General features: G+C 63.0%; 18 protein-coding genes. 11 read left to right on the forward strand and 7 right to left on the reverse strand.

Annotated elements, in window-relative coordinates:
• Positions 1-529 precede the first annotated feature (529 nt).
• Positions 530-1,090 carry a cupin domain-containing protein gene (locus tag ACE3PP_RS17280; protein WP_374384449.1) on the reverse strand — a complete coding sequence of 187 codons (561 nt, stop codon included), beginning with the start codon at positions 1,088-1,090 and terminating at the stop codon, positions 530-532.
• Positions 1,091-1,315: 225 nt separating this feature from the next.
• Between ACE3PP_RS17280 and ACE3PP_RS17285 the strand changes: the two genes are divergently transcribed.
• Both ACE3PP_RS17285 and ald read left to right on the forward strand, forming a co-directional pair.
• A complete protein-coding gene (locus tag ACE3PP_RS17285; protein ID WP_374384450.1) occupies positions 1,316-2,674 on the forward strand; it encodes an aspartate aminotransferase family protein in 1,359 nt (452 codons plus the stop codon).
• A gap of 69 nt (positions 2,675-2,743) precedes the next feature.
• Positions 2,744-3,862 (forward strand): alanine dehydrogenase, encoded by a 1,119-nt coding sequence (gene ald, locus ACE3PP_RS17290; RefSeq protein ID WP_374384451.1) that lies wholly within the window; start codon positions 2,744-2,746, stop codon positions 3,860-3,862.
• A gap of 60 nt (positions 3,863-3,922) precedes the next feature.
• On the opposite strand, the gene ACE3PP_RS17295 is transcribed toward ald, so the two are convergent.
• Positions 3,923-4,357, reverse strand: coding sequence for a VOC family protein (locus ACE3PP_RS17295; RefSeq protein WP_374384453.1), 435 nt, complete (start codon positions 4,355-4,357; stop codon positions 3,923-3,925).
• A 179-nt stretch (positions 4,358-4,536) separates the two neighbouring features.
• On the opposite strand from ACE3PP_RS17295, the gene ACE3PP_RS17300 reads away from it, so the two are divergent.
• The 4 genes from ACE3PP_RS17300 to ACE3PP_RS17315 all read left to right on the forward strand — a co-directional run bounded on the left by ACE3PP_RS17300 (position 4,537) and on the right by ACE3PP_RS17315 (position 8,306).
• The gene (locus ACE3PP_RS17300) at positions 4,537-5,886 is read left to right on the forward strand and encodes a glutamine synthetase family protein (RefSeq protein ID WP_374384454.1); all 1,350 of its coding nucleotides are present in this window, start codon (positions 4,537-4,539) and stop codon (positions 5,884-5,886) included.
• Positions 5,887-5,889: 3 nt separating this feature from the next.
• A complete protein-coding gene (locus tag ACE3PP_RS17305; RefSeq protein ID WP_374384455.1) occupies positions 5,890-6,012 on the forward strand; it encodes a hypothetical protein in 123 nt (40 codons plus the stop codon).
• Positions 6,013-6,064: 52 nt separating this feature from the next.
• A complete protein-coding gene (locus ACE3PP_RS17310; RefSeq protein ID WP_374384456.1) occupies positions 6,065-7,435 on the forward strand; it encodes an aspartate aminotransferase family protein in 1,371 nt (456 codons plus the stop codon).
• A gap of 160 nt (positions 7,436-7,595) precedes the next feature.
• Positions 7,596-8,306: a glutathione binding-like protein gene (locus ACE3PP_RS17315; protein WP_374384457.1), complete on the forward strand. Its 711-nt coding sequence runs from the start codon at positions 7,596-7,598 to the stop codon at positions 8,304-8,306.
• 52 nt (positions 8,307-8,358) lie between these two features.
• Here the strand turns inward: ACE3PP_RS17315 and ACE3PP_RS17320 are convergent, their stop codons facing one another.
• The 5 genes from ACE3PP_RS17320 to ACE3PP_RS17340 all read right to left on the reverse strand — a co-directional run bounded on the left by ACE3PP_RS17320 (position 8,359) and on the right by ACE3PP_RS17340 (position 14,392).
• On the reverse strand, positions 8,359-9,660 hold the full coding sequence (locus ACE3PP_RS17320; RefSeq protein ID WP_374384458.1) for an esterase-like activity of phytase family protein: 1,302 nt from the start codon (positions 9,658-9,660) through the stop codon (positions 8,359-8,361).
• Between the two features lie 104 nt (positions 9,661-9,764).
• Positions 9,765-10,226: a Holliday junction resolvase RuvX gene (gene ruvX, locus ACE3PP_RS17325; RefSeq protein WP_374384459.1), complete on the reverse strand. Its 462-nt coding sequence runs from the start codon at positions 10,224-10,226 to the stop codon at positions 9,765-9,767.
• Positions 10,223-12,286, reverse strand: coding sequence for an FAD-dependent oxidoreductase (locus ACE3PP_RS17330; RefSeq protein ID WP_374384460.1), 2,064 nt, complete (start codon positions 12,284-12,286; stop codon positions 10,223-10,225). The genes ruvX and ACE3PP_RS17330 overlap by 4 nt, the downstream gene beginning before the upstream one ends.
• Positions 12,287-12,334: 48 nt before the next feature.
• Positions 12,335-12,868 carry a flavin reductase family protein gene (locus ACE3PP_RS17335; protein ID WP_374384461.1) on the reverse strand — a complete coding sequence of 178 codons (534 nt, stop codon included), beginning with the start codon at positions 12,866-12,868 and terminating at the stop codon, positions 12,335-12,337.
• 105 nt (positions 12,869-12,973) lie between these two features.
• The gene (locus ACE3PP_RS17340) at positions 12,974-14,392 is read right to left on the reverse strand and encodes an MFS transporter (RefSeq protein WP_374384463.1); all 1,419 of its coding nucleotides are present in this window, start codon (positions 14,390-14,392) and stop codon (positions 12,974-12,976) included.
• Between the two features lie 73 nt (positions 14,393-14,465).
• Between ACE3PP_RS17340 and ACE3PP_RS17345 the strand changes: the two genes are divergently transcribed.
• The 5 genes from ACE3PP_RS17345 (at position 14,466) to plsY (ending at position 19,373) form a co-directional block, all read left to right on the forward strand.
• Positions 14,466-15,098, forward strand: a complete 633-nt coding sequence (locus ACE3PP_RS17345) for a helix-turn-helix transcriptional regulator (protein WP_374384464.1) — start codon at positions 14,466-14,468, stop codon at positions 15,096-15,098.
• A 78-nt stretch (positions 15,099-15,176) separates the two neighbouring features.
• Positions 15,177-16,394 carry a CaiB/BaiF CoA transferase family protein gene (locus tag ACE3PP_RS17350; RefSeq protein ID WP_374384465.1) on the forward strand — a complete coding sequence of 406 codons (1,218 nt, stop codon included), beginning with the start codon at positions 15,177-15,179 and terminating at the stop codon, positions 16,392-16,394.
• Positions 16,395-16,474: 80 nt separating this feature from the next.
• Positions 16,475-17,440, forward strand: coding sequence for an aspartate carbamoyltransferase catalytic subunit (locus ACE3PP_RS17355; RefSeq protein WP_374384466.1), 966 nt, complete (start codon positions 16,475-16,477; stop codon positions 17,438-17,440).
• Positions 17,437-18,759, forward strand: a complete 1,323-nt coding sequence (gene pyrC, locus ACE3PP_RS17360; RefSeq protein WP_374384467.1) for a dihydroorotase — start codon at positions 17,437-17,439, stop codon at positions 18,757-18,759. Before ACE3PP_RS17355 ends, pyrC begins: the two co-directional genes overlap by 4 nt.
• Positions 18,756-19,373 carry a glycerol-3-phosphate 1-O-acyltransferase PlsY gene (gene plsY / locus ACE3PP_RS17365; RefSeq protein WP_374384596.1) on the forward strand — a complete coding sequence of 206 codons (618 nt, stop codon included), beginning with the start codon at positions 18,756-18,758 and terminating at the stop codon, positions 19,371-19,373. Before pyrC ends, plsY begins: the two co-directional genes overlap by 4 nt.
• The last annotated feature ends 14 nt before the right edge of the window (positions 19,374-19,387 follow it).

Here is a 19,387-nt window from a genome sequence, read left to right on the forward strand (position 1 = left end):
CACACATCACCCTGGCTCCCCATCCGGAGCCGCTCGGTTGTCCCTCGGCGCAAGTCCAGCGATGGGCGCAGGCCGAATGCATCGGCCCCTGTTTGAGAGGGGCAGGCTTGGTCGGCGGCCACAAGGCCCGATCCCCCGGATCAGCGGGTGAGCGATCCTCCGCGAGTCCCGGGTCACAGGACGCTCCCCCAGGGTTGCGGCGGTTACGCCAGCCCCCGCCGGACCCGATGCGGTGACCGGGTTCCCCTCCTGGATGGCAGGAAGCCATCCACGTCACAGCCGGCAACGTCACGGCTGCCAAAGCTGCCCGAGCGGGTCCGGATGGGGAGAGTGAAGAGAAGAGAATGAAACTGGCGGGAAATTTCAATTCCACCCCCACCCAACCCTCCCCCTGAAGGGAGAGGGCTTTGGTGCGGGGTTCGCACGCGCGTTTCCGCAAACTCGGTGAGGTCCCCTCTCCCTTCAGGGGGAGGGTCAGGGTGGGGGTGCGCACCAGCGGGGGGCCGAAGGCTGCGGACCTACGAACCGATCAAAAACTCGGCGGCGAGTTGGCCGTGACGACTTCGCATTCCTCATTGCCGACATTGCGGAAGCGATGCGGCGTGCGGCTGTCGAAATAATAGGCGTCGCCCGGGCCGAGTACGCGGACCTGGTCGCCGACCGTCACTTCCAGTTTACCGCGAATGACGACGCCGCCCTCTTCCGCCTCGTGGCTCAGCATCTGGGCACCCGTGTCGGCGGCGGGTTGGTAATGCTCATGCATCAGCTGGATGGCCTTCCCCGTCATGTCGCGGCCGACCTGACGGTAGGAGACGGGGCCGCCGGCCAGTTCGACCAATTCCGCAGATGCGAAGAAGATCTGCGGCCGGGGTTTGAGATCGTCGGCGAAGAATTCGGCCAAGCTCATGGGGAAGCCGTCGAGCAGCTTCTTCAGCATGCCGACCGAGGGCGACGAGCGGTTCTGCTCGATCATGGAGATGATGGCGTTGGAGACACCGGCACGCTTGGCCAGTTCCCGCTGCGAGAGATTGTGCGATTCGCGCAGGGATTTCAGGCGCGCCCCGAGGTCAAAGCCGTGGTTTTCGTCCATTTTCACCTCTGGCCAGCCTTCCAGCCGGTGTTCAACGCCCAAGCTCGAATGATCATTATATTAATCACACCAATCACAGAATCAACGTTTTTGCCCAGAAACTTTGCACCAATTGAATTGAGCGGCCTGCCGCTTGTTTATTTTCTTTAGCGTGGTAATGTCCGGCCATCCATCCGGTCCGGCCTCCGCGCTCGGGGCGCCGGCAAAGCTCGAGGGAAACCAGCCATGTCCAACCGCACCACGAAGTCGTTCGAGGCGACCCAGTTCAAGCCGTCACCGAACAACCTCGAAGCCTTCTTCATGCCGTTCACGTCGAACCGGCATTTCAAGGCCAACCCGCGCCTCTTCGTGAAGGCTGAGGGGATGCACTTCACCAACATCGAAGGCAAGCAGGTCCTCGACGCGACCGCCGGCCTCTGGTGCGTCAATGCCGGCCACGGCCGCAAGGAAATCTCGGAAGCCGTCTCGCGCCAGATCGTCGAGATGGACTATTCGCCGCCCTTCCAGATGGGCCACCCGGCTGCGTTCGAGCTCGCCTCGCGCGTCGCGGCCCTCGCCCCCACCGGTCTCGACCATGTCTTCTTCACGAATTCGGGTTCGGAATCGGTCGACACCGCGCTGAAGATGGCCTTGGCCTATCAGCGCGCCAAGGGTCAGGGCACCCGCACGCGCCTCATCGGCCGCGAGCGCGGCTACCACGGCGTCGGCTTCGGCGGCATTTCCGTCGGTGGCATGGTCAATAACCGCAAGTGGTTCGGCACCGCGCTCGGCGGCGTCGATCACCTGCCGCACACCTACAACCCCAAGGAAATGGCGTATTCGAAGAACCAGCCGAGCTGGGGCGCGCATCTCGCCGACGATCTGGAGCGCCTCATTGCCCTCCATGACGCCAGCTCCATCGCTGCCGTCATCGTCGAGCCGGTTGCCGGTTCCACGGGCGTCCTCATTCCGCCCAAGGGCTATCTCGAAAAGCTGCGCGAGATCTGCACCAAGCACGGCATCGTGCTGATTTTCGACGAAGTCATCACCGGCTTCGGTCGCCTCGGCACCAATTTCGGCGCCGACTATTTCGGCGTCACCCCGGACATCATCACCTGCGCCAAGGGCCTCACCAACGGTGCGATCCCGATGGGCGGTGTCATCGTCTCGAAGGACATCTACGACACCTTCTGCAACACGGCCGCTGAGAACGCGATCGAGCTCTTCCACGGCTACACCTACTCGGCCCACCCGGTCGCCTGCGCCGCGGGTCTTGCCGTCCTCGACATCTACAAGAACGAGGGCCTCTTTGACCGCGTGAAGGAGCTGACCCCGTACTGGGAGAACGCGATCCACAGCCTCAAGGGCACCAAGCACGTCATCGACCTGCGCAATGTCGGCCTCATCGGCGCGATCGAGCTTGAATCGCGTCCGGGCAAGCCCGGCGCGCGCGCGTTCGACGCGTTCCTCAAGGCCTATGAGAAGGGCATGCTGATCCGCGTCACCGGCGACATCATCGCCATGTCGCCGCCCTTCATCGTCGAGAAGAGCCACATCGACCAGGCCGTCTCGATCATGGCCGACGTTCTCAAATCCATCGACTAACCAAGCATCTGACGCACCGGCAGGTCCCCCGAATGGGCCGGCCGGTGCGTTTCTTATTGGAGAAGACCCATGCTTATCGGCGTTCCTAAGGAAATCAAAAACCACGAGTATCGCGTCGGCCTGGTGCCGTCCTCCGTGCGCGAACTCATCCATCATGGCCACAAGGTGCTGGTCGAGACTGGCGCCGGCGAAGGCATCGGCATGGATGACCGCGCCTACAAGGCGGCGGGCGCCACGATCGCGAAGTCGGCCGAAGATGTGTTCGCCAAGGCTGAGATGATCGTGAAGGTGAAGGAACCCCAGCCCAAGGAGACCAAGATGCTCCGCAAGGGCCAGATCCTTTACACCTACCTGCACCTGGCGCCGGATCCCGTGCAGACCGAAGGCCTGATCAAGTCGGGCTGCACCGCCATCGCCTATGAAACCATCACCAGCCCCCGCGGCGGCCTGCCGCTGCTGGCGCCGATGTCGGAAGTCGCCGGCCGCATGTCGGTCCAGGTGGGCGCCCACTATCTCGAGAAGGCCCAGGGCGGCGCCGGCATTCTGCTCGGCGGCGTGCCGGGCGTGCTGCCGGCCAAGGTCGTTGTCATCGGTGGCGGCGTCTCCGGCACCAACGCCGTGCGCATGGCGATGGGCATGGAAGCCAATGTCACCGTCATCGACCGTTCGGTTGACCGCCTGCGTCAGCTCGACGAGATGTTCGGCAGCAAGGTCTACACCTGCTACTCGACCCTCGATGCGATCGAAGAGCATGTCGTCAGCGCCGATCTCGTCATCGGTGCCGTGCTGGTGCCGGGCGCCGCGGCGCCGAAGCTCGTCACCCGCAAGATGATCAAGCAGATGCGTCCGGGTTCGGTCGTGGTCGATATCGCCATCGACCAGGGCGGCTGCTTCGAGACCTCGAAGGCGACGACGCATGCGGACCCCGTCTACAATGTCGACGGCGTCATCCACTATTGCGTCGCCAACATGCCGGGCGGCCTTAGCCGCACCTCGACCTTCGCCCTCAACAACGCCACCCTGCCCTTCGCCCTGGCGCTCGCCAACAAGGGTGCGAAGAAGGCCTTGGCCGACGATCCGCACCTCATGAACGGCCTCAATGTCCATGAAGGCAAGGTGACCTACAAGGCGGTGGCCGACGATCTGAAGAAGAAGTACGTGCCGGCGGCGGAAGCCCTCGGCCTCTAAGACGGCGTAAGCCGCAAGGAGCAAAGACGGCGGGGCCATCTGGTCCCGCCGTTTTCGTTTCTAGGGAAGCGTGATGCCGCCATCCTCGCTCAAAGGGAAGAACGGGTTCCACGCCAGCTCCCAGACATGCCCGTCCAAATCGGCGAAGTAACCGGAATACCCACCCCAGAAGACATCCTGCGGCTGCTTGAGCAGCTTGGCGCCGGCAGCGACCGCGCGCGCCATTGCCGCGTCGACGGCGGCCTTCGATTCGAAATTCTGCGCCACCGTGACCCCGCCGAAGCCGCGGCCGACATCGGTGAGATGCGCATCCTCAACGAGCGCTTGGCGCCCGAAGAGTCCCAGGCCCATCCCGCCCGCCAGTTGGAAGAACGCGACGGCATCGTTGCTGGCACTGGATGCCTTCCAGCCCAGGCCCACTTCGTAGAAATGTCTCGCACGCGCGAGATCGTCGACTCCGAGTGTCACAAGGCTGATACGCGGTTTCATTGACATCGCTTTCTTCCTTCACATCCGGTCAGTTAACAATTGCGCACGCGTTGCGCGCCGCGCATGGCGGCTCGGCTTGGACAAAATGCCCGGTTTGGGCTAGTTTCTGCCTCGCATTGCCGGTTTTTCTGACCGGCGCCAAAGGTCATATGCGACCATCACATTTGCCATAATGGTTCTTTATCATGAAGTATTTAGACGATTGGATCAGTGAACGGAAAGTGGACGAGGTCGAATGCCTCGTCCCCGATATGAACGGTATCCCGCGCGGCAAGATCCTCCCCGCGACCAAGTTCATGAAGGGTGTGCGCGACGACGGTCTGCGCCTGCCCAGCTCCGTCTTCCTGCAAACCGTGACCGGCGATTACCCGGACATCGATGAAGACGATATCGGCTCCTTCCAGGACCCGGATGTCTATCTGCGCCCGGACCCCAACACCATCCGTGTCGTGCCCTGGTACAACGATCCGACGGCGCAGGTCATCCACGATTGCTTCGACGTCAACGACAAGCCGGTCGAGCATGCCTCGCGCTATGTGCTGAAGCGCGTGCTGGAACTCTATGACGACAAGGGCTGGAAGCCCATCGTGGCACCGGAGCTTGAATTCTATCTGGTGCAGGTCAACACCGATCCCGATTTGCCGCTGCTGCCACCCATCGGCAAGTCCGGCCGCGCCGAAACCGGCAGCCAGGCCTACGGCATCGACGCGGTCAACGATTTCGACCACATCTTCGAGGACGTCTACGACTACTGCGAACGCTCGGAGATCGACGTCGACACGCTGGTCCATGAATCGGGCTCGGCGCAGATGGAGATCAACTTCAACCACGGCAACCCGCTGGAACTCGCCGACCAGGCGTTCCTGTTCAAGCGGACGGTGCGCCAGGCGGCGATGAAGCACGGCATCTATGCCACCTTCATGTCGAAGCCGCTCGCCAACCAGCCGGGCTCGTCGATGCACATCCATCAGTCGGTGGTGGAGAAGCGGACCGGCAAGACGCTGTTCGCGGATTCGAAGGGGCGCGATTCGGCCCTGTTCCGCGCGCATGTCGCGGGCCTGCAGAAGTATCTGCCGCAACTCATCCCGATGCTGGCGCCGAACGTGAACTCCTATCGCCGCCTGCGTCCGCAGTTCGACGCACCGATCAACGTGCAATGGGGTGTCGACAACCGTTCCTGCGGCCTGCGCGTGCCGGTCTCGAGCGGCCCGGGCCGTCGCATCGAGAACCGCCTCGCCGGTGCCGATGCGAACCCCTACCTCGCCATGGCGGCGTCGTTGGTGGCCGGTTATCTCGGCATGACCGAACGGTTGAAGCCGACCAACCAGATCACCGGCAGCGCCTATCGCATGGCACACACCCTGCCCAAGACGGCGCAGGAGGCCCTGCAGCGTTTCATGGCCTGCAAGCCGATCCGTCCGCTCCTTGGCGACAAGTTCATCAAGGCGCTGTGGATCGTGAAGATGGCCGAGCTCGAGGCCTATCAAAACGTCATCAGCTCGTGGGAACGCGAGCATCTCCTGCTCAACGTCTGACGAATGAACAAGAAGACTGGCAAAGTATTGATCAGCACCGCTGCCTCGATCGAGGCGGCGGTCAGCCGGTTTTCCCGGCGCAAAGAGATCCTCATCCTGACGGCACGGGTGAATTTCAATCCGTGATGGCGATCGTCGCACCAATTCGACCACAACCCATCACAGCAAGGAATTCATCATGACCGCACAAGCCAAGCGCAACAGCACCGCCGAATGGCAGGCCCAGGACCGCAAGCACCTGCATCCCTTCACCGATCACGCCGAACTCGGCCGCATCGGCGCCAAAGTGATCACCAAGGCGGAAGGCACCTATCTCTTCGATTCCGACGGCAACAAGATCCTCGACGCGTTCGCGGGTCTGTGGTGCGTCAATATCGGCTATGGCCGCTCGTCGATCGCCGACGTGGCGCACGCCCAGCTTCTTGAACTGCCCTACTACAACACCTTCTTCAAGACGACGCATCCGCCGGTCGCCGAGCTTTCGAAGCTGCTCGTCGAGATGACGCCGAAGCAGTTCAACCACGTCTTCTACGGCCTCTCGGGTTCGGATGCGAACGACACCATCGTGCGCATGGTGCGTTCCTATTGGAACCTCAAGAAGCAGCCGAAGAAGAAGACCATCATCAGCCGCTGGAACGGCTATCACGGTTCGACCATGGTGGCGGCGAGCCTCGGCGGCATGAACTATATGCATGAGCTGGCGGACCTGCCGCTCCCCGGTCACGCGCATATCAAGCAGCCCTATTGGTACGGCGAAGGTGGCGCGCAGACGCCGGAAGAATTCGGCCTCGCCGCCGCGAAGCTGCTGGAGGACAAGATCCTCGAGCTCGGCGCCGAAAACGTCGCGGCCTTCATCGGCGAACCGATCCAGGGTGCCGGCGGCGTCATCATTCCGCCCTCGACCTACTGGCCGGAAGTGCAGAAGATCTGCAAGAAGTACGATCTGCTGCTGATCGCCGACGAAGTCATCTGCGGCTTCGGCCGCACCGGCTACATGTTCGCGTCCGAACCCTTCCAGATCGAAGCGGACTTCATGACGCTGGCCAAGGGTCTCACCTCCGGCTACATGCCGCTGTCGGCCATCATGGTGGCGGACCGCGTGGCGGAAGTGCTGAATTCTTTCGGCGACTTCAATCACGGCTTCACCTATTCCGGTCACCCGGTCTCGTGCGCCGTGGCGATTGAGAACATCCGCATCATTCGCGAAGAGAAGATGGTCGAAACCGTCCATGACGAGACCGGCCCCTATCTGGCCAAGCGCCTGCAGGAATTCAAAGACCATCCGCTGGTCGGTGAAGTCCGCTCGATGGGCTTTGTCGGCGCCATCGAACTGGTGCAGGACAAGAAGACCCACAAGACGTTCGAGCCCATTGGCCGCGTCGGCACGATCTGCCGCGATCACTGCGTCAAGAACAACCTCATCATGCGCGCAACCCGCGACACGATGCTGCTGTCGCCGCCCCTGATGTGGACGAAGGGCCATATCGACGAGTTCATGAAGATCGCCAAGGTGGCACTCGATGCCACGGCGAAGGATCTCGGCATCTAAATAAATCTCACACGTCGCGTGAGACGATAGAGACCCATTCGACCATAGTGTCGGATGGGTCTTTTTTTGCGCCCCCCTCATGCATCCTGGACGCTTGTCCGCTCGATGCATCCGCATAAGTCTTTGGGCAACGGTTCAATTGCCCGAGAAGGATACCGCGATGATCGATCTCTATTATTGGCCGACGCCGAACGGCCACAAGATCACGATGTTCCTGGAAGAGACCGGTCTCGACTATCGCATCGTCCCGGTCGACATCAGTGCGGGCGACCAGTTCAAGCCCGACTTCCTCGCTTTTTCACCCAACAACCGCATGCCCGCCATCATCGATCACAAGCCCAGCGATGGCGGAGAAGCGGTGACTGTTTTCGAATCCGGCGCCATTCTCACCTACCTCGCCGAAAAGACCGGCCGGTTCCTGCCCAGCGATCTGCGCGGCCGCAAGCAGGTGATGGAGTGGCTGTTCTGGCAAGTCGGCGGTCTGGGGCCGATGGCCGGTCAGAACCACCACTTCGCCACCTACGCGCCGGAAAAACTGCCCTATGCCATCAAGCGCTATGTCAATGAAACGAACCGGCTCTATGGCGTGATGGACCGACAGCTCGCCAAAAATGCCTTCCTCGCCGGGCCGGATTATTCGATCGCCGATATGGCGGCCTATCCCTGGGTCGTGCCCTACGAACGGCAAGGGCAAAGGCTGGAGGATTTTCCGCATTTGAAGCGCTGGTTTGAGGCGATTGCCGCAAGGCCCGCGACCAAGGCCGCCTATGCGAAGGCCGAGCCGCTGCAATCGCGGCCTGCCGTCACCGATGCGGGCAAGAGCATCCTTTTCAACCAGACGGCAGCGAGTGTGGCAAACGCTGCACGATAGAAAACGGGCGCCCACGCCGACAGCGCGGGCGCCCGTTCGATTTCCTGCCCGCTTACATTGACGGCAGAGCGAGCTTCAGACGCAGGATCTTGGTCGTGCTCTTGCCGTCGATACCGAAATCATCGTCATTGATGATGACGAGGGTGTCGGGCGCGACGATCGCAACGCCTTCGATCTTGGCGGGCACTTCCTTTATGTCGCTGCTGTCGAACCAGAGCGTCTTGGTGAGCGGCTTCACGTCGGCAGCACCAAGGTCGACCTGCTCAAGGCTGGGGCTGGTCGCGACATCATCCCAGGCCGTGCCCAGGATATTGCTGCCGGTCGAGAGATCGACCAGCTGCAGCTTGGTCGTCTTGGCGATGCGTTCCAGCACGACGAGCTTGTCGGCCCCGATCGCCGTCACTTCCGACAGGCGGACGTCGGACTGCTTCTCCGCCTTCTTGTCGGCCTTGAAGCTGGTGTGCGGGTCGAGCTGGAAGACGAACTCGCCGACCGGTTTGCCGGTTGCCGCCTCGATCTTCAGGATGCGGGTCGCATTCGCCTTCTTGTAGGCATCGGCATCCGGGTTGGCGAGCGGGTTCTGCATCAAACCGTAGAGGAACTTTTCATCCGGCGAGACGGCAACACCTTCCATGCCACGGTTGAGTTGGCGCTTGGCGAGGATCGCCGGCAGAGTGCCGCTGATCTTGTAGGTGGCACCGGCATAGTCGCCCTCCGTCCCCTGGGGCACGAGCCGTTCGATGATCTTACCGTCGGCGGCTGCGTGCACGAGGCTCGGCCCATATTCGTCGGAGATCCAGAAGCTGCCGTCCGAGAGTCGCACCAGACCTTCGGTGTCGAGACCGTTGGGATCGAAATCAACCGGCTTGCCGTCCTTGTCATAGGCATGTTCGGTCTTGGCGACCTTCAGCGGATTAGGGAGGCCCGTGATCGGCTTGCCATTGGCGTCGCTGAGCTTGACCATGTCCTTGACAGCGAACTTGCCGCCTTCACCGAGTTCCAGGCGCTGGATGGTCGGCGTAAAGTCGGGCTGCGGGAAAATCTTGGCCTTCTCGTCGCCGGCACACATCTTGTTGAAGTCGGCGCCCAGCAATTCCCCCGCCTCGGCGCAATCGATGTTCGGGCCGCGATCGGTAATCGAGTAGAAGATATTGTCGGCGTCGCCCGGCATGTGGAACAGCGCACTGCCGACGCCGCGGCTCAGCTTCAGGAGCTTCGGCCCGGTCTGCACTTCACCCAGCGGCAGCGCCGGGTCGTCGCTGGTGAAGACCTCCGGCCCTTCGGCCTGGGCGATACCGGCCATCATGAGGGTGAAGAGCGAAACCATGCCAAAGCGGCGGGCAAATCTGTTCATCGAGCAAGCTCCCTGTCACGCATTACGATGCCGGACCGCGTAACAAGCATTTGTGACAGTTGAGCGACCATCCCGTGAAGCTGTCGAGACAGGCCCGCAGCCACTCAGCGCCCGAGGCTGTCGAGCGCCCCTTGCAGGATGAAGGCAGCGGCGGACTCATCGACGATCTTGGCGCGTTTGCCGCGACTGAGGTCGGCCGAGATCATGTCGCGCGTGACCGCCACCGTCGACAGCCGCTCGTCCCAGAAGGCCATCGGCAGATCGCGGAGCTTCGCCAGATTGTTGGCAAACTGCCGGACCGATTGGCAGCGCGGCCCCTCGGACCCGTCCATGTTGAGCGGCAGGCCGATGACGAGGCCACCCACCTGGCGATCATCGATCAGTTTGAGAAGTTGCTGGGCATCTTCCGAGAACTTCTTGCGCCGAATGGTCGTGACCGGTGTCGCGATCATGTGCCCGGGGTCGCCCACCGCGATGCCGATCGTCTTCTCGCCGAGATCAAGCCCCATCAGCCGGAAGTGGCGCGGCAGAGCGGCTTTGAGTTCCTGCGGCGAAGCGACGATCATGGCAGCAGTTCCGCAAGCTCCCGCTTGAAGGGCACCGCATCGCCGATATCCGGCGCGTCGAATTCCTCGGCATAGCGGCGCCCGGCATAGACGGCGGCGGCGATGGTCGAAGGCGCCCAGCAATCGCCGATGCCGCGCACCGATTTGATATCGCCCCAATCCGACTCGCGCGCTTTGAGATCGAGATAAAGGTGATCCTGCGGCAGGCGCGCTGTCACCAGCACCAGATCGTCACAGGCGAGCGTCATCGTCCTGCCGGTGAAGGTGCAGGCAAGTGCCACACCGCCGGCCTCGGCTGAGGCGACGGCGTGGCTCACGATGATCTCGACGCCCATGTTGATGAGCTTGGCCTGGATCTTATCCTGCTCCAACGTGTTGCGGGTCCAGGTGGAAACTTCGGTCGCCGGTGTAACGAAGGTGACTTGGTGCCCGGCCTTCACCAGCAGTTCGGCGCAGATGCCGCCCATGTAATAATGATCGTCGTCGAAGAGGACGACGCGCTTGCCCTTGGGCTTGGTACCCGCCATCAAATCGTCGGGTGTCAGCACCGGCATGCCGGTGTTGGGCATGGCCGCCAGATGGAAGTGCGCGACACCATCGCGCCGCCAATTGCTGCCCGTCGCCACAACGACATGTTCGAAGCCGAATTCCAGCACCTGATCCGCATCCAGCTTGCTGTCGAGATAGACGCTGACATTGGCCATCTTGTTGATCTGGCCCACGCGCCAGTCGCGCACACGGCCCCAGGCGCTCAAGGTCGGCAGGCGGCATTCGCGCGCGACACGGCCGCCGAGTTCGGTGCCGGCTTCGGCGAGCGCCACGTCATAGCCGCGCTGGCCCAGCGCCCGCGCTGCTTCAAGCCCAGCCGGGCCACCACCGACGACGAGCACGCGCGCATCGCTTTCGCGGAGACGGATGAATTCGGGATGCCACCCCTTGCGCCATTCCTCACCCATCGCCGGGTTCTGCGTGCAACGGCTGGGCGACATGGTCATGTCGCCGGAGACGCAGATGTTGCAGCCGATACATTCACGGATATCGTCAATGCGGCCTTCGTTGATCTTGTTGGGCAGGAACGGATCGGCGATCGAGGGCCGCGCCGCGCCGATGAGATCGAGAATGCCGCTTTTTACCTGGCGCACCATCAGATCGGGCGAGGTGAAACGCCCGACGCCGACCACGGGCTTGGTCGTGAGCTTCTTGATGCCGCGCACGAATTCTTCTTCCGCCGCTTCCTCGGTGAAGCGCGAGGTCCTTGAATCATTGCTCCAGTCGGAGAGCGTCACGTCCCAGAGATCGGGCGTTTCCGCCATGCGGCCGATGATATCCTCGACCTCGGCCTTGTGGAGGCCGCTCTCGCCCATCAATTCGTCGACGGCGATGCGGACCGCAACGGCAGCGGTGTCGCCCACCGCATCCTTCGTGTCCTCGGTGATCTCGCGCAGCAGGCGCATGCGGTTTTCGAGACTGCCGCCATACTCATCCGTCCGCGTGTTGTAGCGCCGCGACAGGAAATGCTGGATGACCGAGAAGCCGTGCGCCGCATAGACATAGATGATGTCGAAGCCGGCACGCTTGGCGCGGATCGCCGCGTTCTTGTGCCAGCGGCGCAAATTCCTGATGTCGGACAGATCCATCGCCCGCGCCTGGACCGGATCGTAATAGAAGGTGGCGATGGGAAGATGCGACGGACCCAGCGGCACTTCGCGCGTATAGAGGTTCGACCCGTTGGGGCCATTGTAAGCAAGCTCGATCCCCGCCAGCGCGTTCTCGGCATGGATCGCGTCGCTCATCTTCTGGAGCTGCGGAATGTCGCGATCGTCCCAGAGGCGTAGTTCGATGAACGGCGTGATCTCCGACGTGTGGTGGATTTCCGCCTGCTCGGTACAGAGCACGCCCCAGCCGCCCGCCGCCTTGTTGCCGCGCATCTTGGCGACGGCGGAAGGATCGCGATAGCCCTGACCGTTGCAATGCGGCACCTGATAGAAGCGGTTCTTCGCGGTGACGGGGCCGATCTTCACCGGCTCGAACAGGATATCGTAACGCGGGTCACGCGCCATTTTGCGTTGCCTTACATTGAAGCCCCAATGGGGCGTGGGAATGCGCGCTCAGTCCTTGAGAGGACCGGGGGCGAGATAGGTGCGGTCGCAATAGACCAGCGGCTTCACATTGCGGTAGGCGGCACCGACGACGCGGCCGATGAAGATGGTGTGCGAGCCGGCCTCGACAATGTCGTGGACGACACAATCGAGATTGGCGACGGCATCAACCAAGGCGGGCGCCGCCGTCGTCAGGTTGACCCATTGGGCCGAGGCGAAGTCGAACGGCTCGCCACTGCTGGGGCGACCGGCGAAGGTGTTGGCCAGTTCGCTCTGCTCGGCGGAAAGGGCGTTGATGCAGAAGACGCCGTTCTGCCGAATGGCGGTCACCGAGGGACTGCGGCGGTTGACGCAGGCGAGAATCAGCGGCGGCTCGGCCGAGACAGAGGTCATGGCACTGACGGTGACACCCGTCCGGCCCGCAGGCCCGTTCGAGGTGACGAGATTGACCGCGGCGGCCTGTACGCGCATCGCCCCCACGAAAGTGTCGACATCGACGCTTTCGAGCGATTCAGCGTTGCTCTCGACCTTAACCGTGGCCATCAACTCGATCCTTCCCATGGCGATTCCCCGTTTCGAAATCGATCATGGGCGACAGTCTGCCGCAGGGAAAGGTATTTAGGAAATCGAATTCGTCGAAGGTTTGGATCAATTTTCTCTATTCTCTAGCGGGACAGCGGAACGCAGGAAGAAGGCGGCCGCGATACAGGCGAGGCCAGCGACGATGGCGCCAGCACCGAAGACCCCAAAGGAACCGATTCGCACGATTTCGCCCGTGAGTGGGCCGCCGAATCCGGCCGCATTGCCGATGAGCCCCACGGCAGCGGCGCCGACGGCGCCACCCAAGCATTCGAGCGTCGGGATGGCGGTCGCTGTCGCATCCTCCTCGCCTGCCGGGGCTGCGGCCATGATGCGCTGGTTGATGAAAGAATGGGAAATGCCGAAGCCAATCCCGACCAGTGCCAGGGCGAAGCCGACATAGATGATCGGCACGCCGGTCATGGTGACGCTTTGCAATGCCAGGCCAGCTGCGAGCAGGGCCGGCCCGACGATGATCGCCAGACTGTGCCAGCGCGGCGCGAGGGCCGCGACGCAGAGGGCCGAGAACGACCAGGTGAGCGCATGGATGGCGCCGAAATAGCCGGCCCAGGTCGGCGAGAGGCCGCGATCGAGTTGCAGCAGATACGGCGTGTAGACAAAGACGCCCGCCTCGCCCATCGGCATGAGGATCAATATCCACAGACCCAGCGAGACGCGGTGCCGGAAACTTGGGAAGACGGTGGTGATGAGATGGGAATGAGCATGCCGGTCGAGCTTCAGCGCCAGCGCCACGGCAACGATGCCGGCTGCAATCGCTGCGGCACCGAGGACGGAACTGTGCAGCCGGTCTGCAACGGCAATGCCGATGACGCCCGCCCCCAGCAGGGAAACGCGCAGAAGCGGCGGCTTGCCGACAAAAACGCGTTCATGCTTCTCGCGCAGGATCATGTAGGCCAGTGCCTGCATCGGGAGCGGCAGCAAAGCGGCGCCGAGGAAGGCCACACGCCAGGAAAACAGCTCGGTCAACACGCCGCCGACCAAGGGACCGAGGAACACGGCACCACCCCAGGTCGCCGCCAGGGTGCCGAAGACGCGCGGGACGAGGCGATTGTCGAAGAGCTCGCGGGTGATGACATAGGAGAGCGCGATCAGCACGCCCTCGCCCAACCCCTGGATGGCGCGGCCGGCGAGGATCGTTGCAACACCAGGCGCCATCGCGGAGACGAGGCCACCCACCATGACGACGAAACCGGCGCCGAGCATCGCGTTGCGGGCGCCGAAATGACCTTTCAGCATCGCCGTGACGGCACCGCCCAGAATGGTCGTCACCAGATAGAGGCTGCCGACCCAACTTAGATATTCGGCGCCGCCGACATCGCCGATCGCGGTCGGCATGGCGGTCGAGGCCATGTACCAGATCACCGCATGGAGCCCGACGCCCAGATTGACCAGCGCCAGCGGCGCGATGTTGGCGCGCTGGAGAAGACGCGGTGGGGCGGCGTCGGGGATGGCGTCGAGGGCTGTCATGGCGCGGAACCTAGGCCGCTTATTTTGGAAAGTAAATGCTTTCTAAAATGAGTGCAGCGCGGTATTTTCAGGGATGGCAGATTTTGGTCCGACACGAGTGCTGGAAGTGCTGAAGGCGGAGGGGGCCCTCACCGCCGCCCATATCGGCCACCATCTCGACATGACCGCCGTGGGAGCCCGACAGCATCTCAATCGTCTGGCCGCCGCCGGCCTCGTCACTTTCGAGGACCGCCGCCGGGGCGTCGGGCGACCGCAGCGCCTGTGGTCGCTGAGCGATCAGGGCCATGCGCATTTCGACGACCGGCACCGCGACCTTGCCAGCGAATTGCTGACGGCGATCATCGCGTCGCAAGGCGACGATGGGCTGGCGCGCATCCTCACCGCCCGCGAAGAGCAGCAGGCGGCGCGCTATCGCGCGGCCTTGGGCGATGGTGGGACGCTTGCCGAACGCGTCCAGCGCCTGACCGACCTCCGGCGCATCGACGGTTATATGGCGGAATGCCAGATGGAAACGGACAAAGTGTGGCGCCTCATCGAGAACCACTGCCCGATCGCGCATGCGGCCAAGGCCTGCTCGGGCCTCTGCCATGCCGAATTGAAGCTATTTCAGGACGTCCTCGGCAATCTTGCCGAGGTGACGCGCATAGAGCACATGCTGGGCGGCGATCGCTGCTGCGCCTATCGGATCGCCGCGACTGAAAGCTAGGGAAAGCAGCACTTCCAGCTTGCTTTTGCCCGGAAGCCCCCCGACATTGGCGCGAAATCAGACCTGTCGGGGACCATCATGTCAGGACCGCTTGCCGGTATTCGCGTTTTCGATCTCAGCCGCATTCTTGCCGGGCCGACGGCGACCCAGATCCTCGGCGATCTCGGTGCCGACGTGATCAAGATCGAGCGGCCGGGTGCGGGCGACGATACGCGCAAATGGGGCCCACCCTTCGTCAAGGACAAGGACGGCAAGGACACGCATGAGAGCGGCTATTACCTCTCGATCAACCGCAACAAGCGCTCGGTGACGCTCGACGTCTCCAAGCCCGAGGGGCAGGAAATCGCCAAGCGCCTCATCGCGCGCTGCGACATCTTCGTCGAGAATTTCAAGGTCGGCGACATGGCGCGCTATGGCCTGGCCTATGAGCAGATCAAATACGATTTCCCGCGCCTTATCTATTGCTCGATCACCGGTTTCGGCCAGACCGGTCCCTATGCCCCGCTCGCCGGCTACGATTTCCTGGCGCAGGGCATGGGCGGCATCATGAGTGTGACGGGTGATCCCAGCGGCCAACCGACCAAGGTCGGCGTCGCCATCACCGATATCGTCTGCGGCATCTATTCGACGGTGGCGATCCTCGCCGCCCTCCATCACCGCACGGTGTCGGGCCACGGCCAGTTCTGCGACATGAGCCTGCTCGATGCCCAGGTCGGGTATCTCGCCAATATCGGTCTTCACTATCTGACCTCGGGCGAAGTGCCCAAGCGCCTCGGCAACGAACATCCCAACATCGTCCCCTATTCGGTCGTGCGCTGCTCGGATGGGTTCTTCATCCTGGCGGTCGGCAATGACAGCCAGTTCGAGAAGTTCTGCCAGTTCGCGGGCGTCCCCGACTGGGCCAAGGATGAGCGCTTTGCCACCAACCCGGCGCGCGTGCGCAACCGCACGCTCATCTACCAGATGATCAACGAACTCACCGAGAAGAAGACCCAGCAATATTGGATCGAGGGGCTCAATGAACTCGGCGTGCCGGTGGGGCCGGTCAACAATATCGACCAGGTCTTCAAGGACCCGCAGGTCCTCGCCCGCGAGATGAAGATCTCGATGCCGCACGCCGCCGCCGGTTCCGGCAAGGTCGATCTGATCGGCAGCCCGATCAAGCTTTCCGACACCCCGGTCGACTACCGCCTGGCCCCGCCCACCTGCGGCCAGGATACCGACGCGGTCCTGCGCGAATTGCTGTCGATGGGCGACGACGAGATCGGCCAATTGCGGGCGAAAAAGATCATTTGACCGAGTGGACAGGGCCTATTTGGGGAGCCGCCGCAGAATCGTTGACGGGGCGGTCGTTGGCACTATGATGCGCGCTCGATATGAGCGCTGAAGCACGCACGCCTAACCCCTTTTTCCCCCACAGGCATTTGCTGGGAATCGAGGGGCTTTCCGCCGCCGAAATCGAACGGCTCCTGGACCTTTCCAACCGCTACGCCGATATGACGAAGGACGATGCGACCGCCCGCGCCCTGTTGCGCGGCCGCACGGTCATGAACGTCTTCTTCGAAAATTCGACGCGGACGCAGACCAGCTTCGAGCTGGCGGCCAAGCGCCTGGGGGCGGACGTCACGAATATGTCGGTCGGCACCTCCTCCGTCAAAAAGGGTGAGACGCTGCTCGATACCGCCATGACGCTCAATGCCATGCGGCCCGATGTCATGATCGTGCGCCACCCGGATTCGGGCGCCATCAATTTGCTGTCACAAAAGGTCGACGGCGCCGTCATCAATGCCGGTGACGGGCGCCACGAGCACCCGACCCAGGCGCTGCTCGACGCCCTCACCATCCGCCGGCGCCTCGGCAAGTTGCAGGGCCTGCTGGTCGCCATCTGCGGCGACATCCTGCACAGCCGCGTCGCGCGCTCGAACATTCACCTCCTCACCAAGATGGGTGCCCGCGTGCGCGTGATCGCGCCCACGACCCTGCTGCCGTCGAACATCGACCGCATGGGCGTCGAGGTCTTCACCGATATGAGGAAGGGCCTCAAGGACGTGGACATCGTCATGATGCTGCGCCTGCAGCTGGAGCGCATGCAGGGCGCCTATGTACCGTCGGTGCGCGAATATTTCCATTTCTTCGGCCTCGATTACGAGAAGTTGTCGGTCGCGAAGCCCAACGCGCTCATCATGCATCCGGGTCCGATGAATCGCGGCGTCGAGATCGATTCCGAAGTCGCCGACGACATCAACCGCTCGGTCATCCGCGAGCAGGTCGAGATGGGTGTGGCGGTCCGTATGGCCTGCCTCGACGCCCTCACCCGCGGCATCGTGGGGCAGAACCGATGAGTGCGGAAAAGAAAAAGGGCGCGCGCCCTCTGCTGCTGGTCAATGCGCGCATCGTCGACCCGTCCGCCAACCGCGACGAACGCGGTGGCATCCTGGTCGATGGCAGCATGATCGCCGATATCGGCCCGCAGGTGACAAAGCAGAGCGCACCGGAAGGCGCCGAGATCGTCGATTGCGCCGGTCACGTGCTGATCCCGGGCCTGGTCGACATGCGCGTCCAACTGCGCGAACCGGGCAGCGAGCATCAGGAAACCATCGCCACCGGCAGCTTGTCTGCCGCAGCGGGCGGCGTCACCAGCATGGTGTGCCTGCCCAATACCGACCCGATCATCGACGACGTGTCGGGTGTCGAATACATCGCCCGTCGCGCCCGCGAAACGAAGCGCGCCAAGATCTATTGTTATGGGGCGCTGACACGCGACCTCAACGGCAAGGATCTGGTTGAGATGGGGCTGCTGTCGGAGTTCGGCGCGCTTGGGTTCACCAATGCGCTGCAGCCGGTCGCCGACGCCCAGGTGATGCGCCGCGCGCTCTATTACGCGCGTACCTTCGACCTCCTCATCGTGCAGCATCCGGAAGAACCGAGCCTTGCCGCTGGTGGCGCCATGAACAATGGCGAGCTTGCCACCCGCATCGGCCTGCCCGGCATTCCGCCTTGCGCCGAAGTGATGATGATCGAGCGCGATCTGCATCTGGTGCGCATGTCGGGTGCCCGCTATCACGTGGCGCATGTATCGACGGCCGCCGCAGTCGAGGCGATCCGTGCCGCCAAGCGCGAGGGCCTGCGCGTCACCTGCGACACCGCCCCGCCCTATTTCTCATTGAACGAGAACGAGATCGGCGACTATCGCACCTTTGCCAAACTGTCCCCGCCGCTCAGGAGCGAGAGCGATCGGCGCGCGGTGGCGGCGGCGGTTGCCGAAGGTGTCATCGATTGCATCGCCAGCGACCATGCACCCCATGACGTCGAGAGCAAGCGCGTGCCCTTCGTGCAGGCGGCGGCCGGTATCGTCGGCCTTGAAACCCTGCTGCCGGTCAGCCTGGAGCTTTATCACAAGGGGTCGCTGTCGCTCCTTGACCTGCTGAAATGCCTGACCAGCCGCCCGGCGGAAATCCTCGGCCTGCCCCAGGGGCGCCTCGCCAAGGGAGCGCCGGCCGACATGGTGCTGATCGATCTCGACAAGCCGCACCGGATCGATGTCGCGAATTTTAAGAGCAAGTCCAAGAACTCGCCCTATGATGGGCGCCCGGTGCAGGGACAGGTGCTGAAGACCTTCGTCGATGGTCGCATCGTCTATGCCAGTGACGGACAAGGCTGATGGAACCGGTCACAGAACTGCCACTCTGGACTTATGCCGCCGCCGCGATCCTCGGCTATCTGATGGGGTCGATTCCGTTCGGCCTGATCCTCACCAAGGCGGCTGGGCTCGGCGATATCCGCAATATCGGCTCCGGCAATATCGGCGCCACCAATGTGCTGCGCACGGGCAACAAGAAGATCGCCCTTGCGACCCTGTTGCTCGATGGCGGCAAGGGTGCGGTCGCGGCGCTGATCGCGGCGCATTTCGATCCGCTGCTCGCGGTCATTGCCGGTGGTGCTGCGCTGCTCGGCCACCTCTTCCCGGTGTGGCTGGGGTTCAAGGGCGGCAAGGGTGTGGCGACAACGCTCGGCACGCTGCTCGCGATCAACTGGATGGTGGGGATTGCCGCCTGCCTGACCTGGCTGGCGGTTGCCTTCGGCCTGCGCATTTCGTCGCTGTCGGCCCTCGTCGCCGTGGCCCTCTCGCCGCTCTATGCCTATATCCTCGGCACCGGCCCGCAAGTGGCACTCGCGGCCTTCGCCGCCGTGCTGGTCTGGATTCGCCACAGCGAGAATATCAGCCGGCTCCTCAAAGGCACCGAGCCTCGGATCGGCAAGAAAAAGACCGAGTAACACCTCTGGTTGTT

The sequence above is a fragment of the Dongia sp. genome (assembly GCF_041910485.1).
Taxonomy (GTDB): domain Bacteria; phylum Pseudomonadota; class Alphaproteobacteria; order Dongiales; family Dongiaceae; genus Dongia.

Bases quoted from the DNA above. Each gene is read 5' to 3' on its own strand.
- ruvX (WP_374384459.1), bottom strand. From the start codon at position 10,226: ATGATCGTCGCTTCGCCGCAGGAACTCAAAGCCGCTCTGCCGCGCCAC.
- ACE3PP_RS17350 (WP_374384465.1), top strand. From the start codon at position 15,177: ATGTCAGGACCGCTTGCCGGTATTCGCGTTTTCGATCTCAGCCGCATT.
- ACE3PP_RS17335 (WP_374384461.1), bottom strand. From the start codon at position 12,868: ATGGCCACGGTTAAGGTCGAGAGCAACGCTGAATCGCTCGAAAGCGTC.
- pyrC (WP_374384467.1), top strand. From the start codon at position 17,437: ATGAGTGCGGAAAAGAAAAAGGGCGCGCGCCCTCTGCTGCTGGTCAAT.
- ald (WP_374384451.1), top strand. From the start codon at position 2,744: ATGCTTATCGGCGTTCCTAAGGAAATCAAAAACCACGAGTATCGCGTC.
- ACE3PP_RS17295 (WP_374384453.1), bottom strand. From the start codon at position 4,357: ATGTCAATGAAACCGCGTATCAGCCTTGTGACACTCGGAGTCGACGAT.
- ACE3PP_RS17355 (WP_374384466.1), top strand. From the start codon at position 16,475: ATGAGCGCTGAAGCACGCACGCCTAACCCCTTTTTCCCCCACAGGCAT.
- ACE3PP_RS17330 (WP_374384460.1), bottom strand. From the start codon at position 12,286: ATGGCGCGTGACCCGCGTTACGATATCCTGTTCGAGCCGGTGAAGATC.
- ACE3PP_RS17320 (WP_374384458.1), bottom strand. From the start codon at position 9,660: ATGAACAGATTTGCCCGCCGCTTTGGCATGGTTTCGCTCTTCACCCTC.
- ACE3PP_RS17310 (WP_374384456.1), top strand. From the start codon at position 6,065: ATGACCGCACAAGCCAAGCGCAACAGCACCGCCGAATGGCAGGCCCAG.
- ACE3PP_RS17305 (WP_374384455.1), top strand. From the start codon at position 5,890: ATGAACAAGAAGACTGGCAAAGTATTGATCAGCACCGCTGCCTCGATC.
- ACE3PP_RS17340 (WP_374384463.1), bottom strand. From the start codon at position 14,392: ATGACAGCCCTCGACGCCATCCCCGACGCCGCCCCACCGCGTCTTCTC.
- ACE3PP_RS17300 (WP_374384454.1), top strand. From the start codon at position 4,537: ATGAAGTATTTAGACGATTGGATCAGTGAACGGAAAGTGGACGAGGTC.
- ACE3PP_RS17345 (WP_374384464.1), top strand. From the start codon at position 14,466: ATGGCAGATTTTGGTCCGACACGAGTGCTGGAAGTGCTGAAGGCGGAG.
- ACE3PP_RS17315 (WP_374384457.1), top strand. From the start codon at position 7,596: ATGATCGATCTCTATTATTGGCCGACGCCGAACGGCCACAAGATCACG.
- ACE3PP_RS17285 (WP_374384450.1), top strand. From the start codon at position 1,316: ATGTCCAACCGCACCACGAAGTCGTTCGAGGCGACCCAGTTCAAGCCG.
- ACE3PP_RS17280 (WP_374384449.1), bottom strand. From the start codon at position 1,090: ATGGACGAAAACCACGGCTTTGACCTCGGGGCGCGCCTGAAATCCCTG.